The organism is Rhizomicrobium sp. (assembly GCF_056722145.1).
This window is the reverse complement of the sequence record NZ_JBWZET010000038.1, coordinates 1-3,553: the sequence shown is the minus strand read 5'-3', so window position 1 is coordinate 3,553 and position 3,553 is coordinate 1. Positions and strand designations below refer to the sequence as shown.

The 3,553-nt window shown below is 64.1% G+C and carries 1 protein-coding gene and 1 pseudogene; one reads left to right on the top strand and one right to left on the bottom strand.

All coding sequences use genetic code 11. From position 1 onward, the window contains the following. Positions 1 to 7: 7 nt before the first annotated feature. Entirely contained in the window at positions 8 to 1,819 is a 1,812-nt protein-coding gene (gene typA / locus AC1P6P_RS02310) for a translational GTPase TypA (RefSeq protein ID WP_481400819.1), read from the top strand. 105 nt (positions 1,820 to 1,924) lie between these two features. Here typA and AC1P6P_RS02305 read toward each other — a convergent pair. Then, positions 1,925 to 3,553 (bottom strand): annotated as a pseudogene (locus tag AC1P6P_RS02305) (alpha-glucuronidase family glycosyl hydrolase); the annotation flags it as partial.

Here is a 3,553-nt window from a genome sequence, read left to right as displayed (position 1 = left end):
CCAGACGATACGGAATATCGCCATCATCGCGCACGTCGACCACGGAAAGACCACCCTGGTGGACGCCATGCTGCGCCAAGCCGGAACGTTTCGCGCCAACGAGCAGGTGGCCGAGCGGGTGATGGACTCCAACGAGCTGGAGCGCGAGCGCGGCATCACGATTCTGGCCAAGAACACCGCCATCAACTACGGCGGGGGCAAAATCAACATTGTCGACACCCCGGGGCACGCCGATTTCGGCGGCGAAGTGGAACGCGCCCTGAAGATGGTGGATGGCGTGATGCTGCTGGTGGATGCGGCCGAGGGCCCGCTGCCGCAGACGCGCTATGTGCTGTCAAAGGCTTTGGAGGCCAAGCTGCCTCCCATTGTGGTCATCAACAAGATCGACCGTCCCGACGCCCGTGCCCAGGAAGTGCTGAACGAGATTTACGATCTTTTCATCGATCTGGATGCGGACGAGTCGCAACTGGAGTTTCCGGTACTCTACGCGGTGGCCAAGGCAGGCACGGCTTCGCTCGAGCTTGAAACTCCCGGCGAGAACCTGCAGCCCTTGTTCGAGGCCATCGTAAAGACCATTCCGGCAGCAACAGGCGACACTGAAGCGGCCCTGCAGATTCTGGTGACCAACCTCGATTACTCCGACTACTTCGGGCGCATTGCGATTTGCCGCGTGTTTCAAGGCACGCTGCACCTGGGCGACGAAGTGGCGATTTCCAAACGCGACGGCTCGCTTCAGAAAACCAAGATCACCAAGCTGTTCACCTTCTCCGGCTTAAAGCGCACGGAAATCGAAGCCACCACCATGGGCGACATTGTGGCCGTCGCGGGCGTCGAAGGCATCACCATCGGTGAGACGATTACGTCCGTCGAAACTCCCGCGCCGCTGCCGTTGATCGTGATCGACGAGCCGACCATCGCCATCCAATTCAGCGTGAACAACTCGCCGTTTGCCGGGCGCGAAGGCCAGTATGTCACCAGCCGCAATCTGCGCGAGCGGCTGGAGAAAGAGCTGCTGACCAACGTCAGCATTCGCGTGGAAGAGACCGACTCGCCGGACAGCTTCAAGGTGCTGGGACGCGGCGAGTTGCAGCTCGCAATCCTGATCGAAATGATGCGCCGGGAAAGCTACGAGCTGATGGCCGGACGGCCCGAGATCGTCACCAAAATGGTGGACGGCGTGCGCATGGAGCCGGTGGAACATCTCACCATCGATGTGCCGGAAACTTACACCGGAGTGGTGATTGAGAAGCTGGGACCGCGCAAGGGCGAAATGACCAAGATGCACAATCACGGATCGGGCCGCGTGCGCCTGGAGTTCCGCGTCCCCAGCCGCGGCGTCATCGGCCTGCGCAGCGAGATGCTGACCGACACGCGCGGCACCATCGTGATGAACGCGCTGTTCGACGGATACATCCCCTACCAGGGAGAGATTCCGCAGCGTCCCACCGGCGCCATGATTGCCGACCGCGAGGGCGCGACCACGGCGTACTCGCTCAACGGCCTGCAGGAGCGCGGCGTGCTGTTTGTCGGCTCCGGCGTCGAAGTTTACGAGGGCATGATCGTCGGCGAGCACTCGCGGGACAACGATCTGGACGTGAACGTGGTGCGCGAAAAGAAGTTGACCAACATGCGCGCTTCGACGGCCGACGACGCCATCCGCCTGGTGCCGTACAAGACGCTGAACCTCGAACAGGCCATTGAATTCATCGCCGACGACGAACTGGTGGAGGTAACGCCCAAGTCGCTGCGCTTGCGCAAAAAGGTTCTGCAAGCCAACCGCCGGCCCAAGCCGTGGGAAAAACGCGCGCTGCAGGCGTAAGAAACCACGGATTACCGATTTATTTCTATTTGCGGCACGGCCGATAAAGCCGTGCCCTTTCTTTTGTGCCCCCCATGACTGCGCCGCGGCCGCTGCTGCTGCCGGCTACATGGGGTGTGACGCGGCTATCTCGATGTAGTCCAAGGCGGCGGGGTCGCTCAGGTCGGGAACGCCATCGACGCGGAGGGTATCTCCCGGCTTGAGCACGACGCCGCGGAAGGTGTGCCGGGTGGAGTTGTCGCCGTCAGGACGGCGCGAGGGCAGTTCGGCGTCGGCGGACCAGGAGCCGATCGGTTTGCCGTCGACCAGCAGCGTGAAGCGGGCCGCGCCGGGGTGCAGATCGAAGTACTGCACGGCGATGTCGGCCGGGCCTGCCGCGCCGTGCCAGGTCCACTCGGCAGAGCAGTTAGACGGCGCGGCGCCCGCTGCCGGAAGCGGGCACGAAACGGCTTTTCCGCCGGAGGCGTCTTCCCAGGGAGTGACCGGAACGACGGTATAGCCCGAAAGGTGCGCGTTTTCGGCTTCCAGGCGGCCGGGGTAGCGGCCGGCGCGGCCCATTTCGTCGGGAATGCCGCTGAGCTTGAAGAAATATTGCACGATGGCGTCGCGCCACACGATGGCGTGGCCGGCCTGGTATTCGAGGCGGGCGGCGATGTCAGAGAAGAGCGGCTCGGGCACCCGGCCTTGCAGCGTGGCCCATTCGCGCCCCAGGCGTGCGGCTTCTTCCGCGCCCTGGTAATGGCTGTCGTAAATGTACTGGATGACAGTCTGGCCGGAGTGTAGCCGGTAGGTGTACGGCACGTGGTGAAAAAACAGCAGCAGGTCGTCGGGCGTGGTAATGGCGTCCTCATGCGCCCGCGCCAGGATAGGCGGATACTGGCCGGCAAAACCCGTACCGGTGGCCACCGAGCGATCCATGCCGACGCCGTTGCGGTCGGCTCTGTGCCACTGGCCCCAGCCGTTGCGTTCGCTGGACTCGATGTTGGGGCCGTAGTGGCTGCCGGTAATGTCGGTGAGGGTCTGCATTCCGAGCGGGCCGGTGTAGTGCTCGTAAGCCAGCCAGGACTGCATCAGCATGTCGGCGACGGTGGAGACAACGGCGGGATCGGTGGAGATGCTCTGGCGCGTCCACTCCTCGGCGATGGCGCGCGGCGATAGATCGGGATCCCATGCGAGCCGGCCGAAGGCGTAGAGATTGGCCAGCGCCAGCGGCGAGCCGAGCCAGCCATCGCGGCCGACATTGGCGACGCCGATCATGCCGCCCAAGCTCCGGTGAAAGGCCCGGCCGGCCACGATGTCCTTCACAGGAGTGTGGGCGTTGTTGGCGCGCAGATCGACGTCGAGCACCATCTTCCACATGGTGGCGAGGTAGACCAGGTGGCGCTGCTGGCCGGTGTACTCCTGCGTAATCTGCACCTCCATGCCCTGGGCGGTGTGCTGGAGGCCGGCGAAAAGCGGCGAAACCGGCTCGCGGGCCTGGAAGTCGATGGGGCCTTCCTTGGTCTGGACGATGACATTGGGCGCGAAACGGCCGTCGAGGGGATGGAAGATGTCGTAAGCGGCGCGGGCACGGTCGGCCTTGGGGTCGCGCCAGTCGAGGTTGTGGTTGTAGACGAATGAGCGGTACAGCACGACTCCACCGTGGGGACGGAGGGCGTCGGCGAGCAGGTTGGCAGCCTCAGCGGGGGTGCGGCCGTAGCTGGCAGGCCCGGGCTGGCCTTCGGAGTCGGCTTT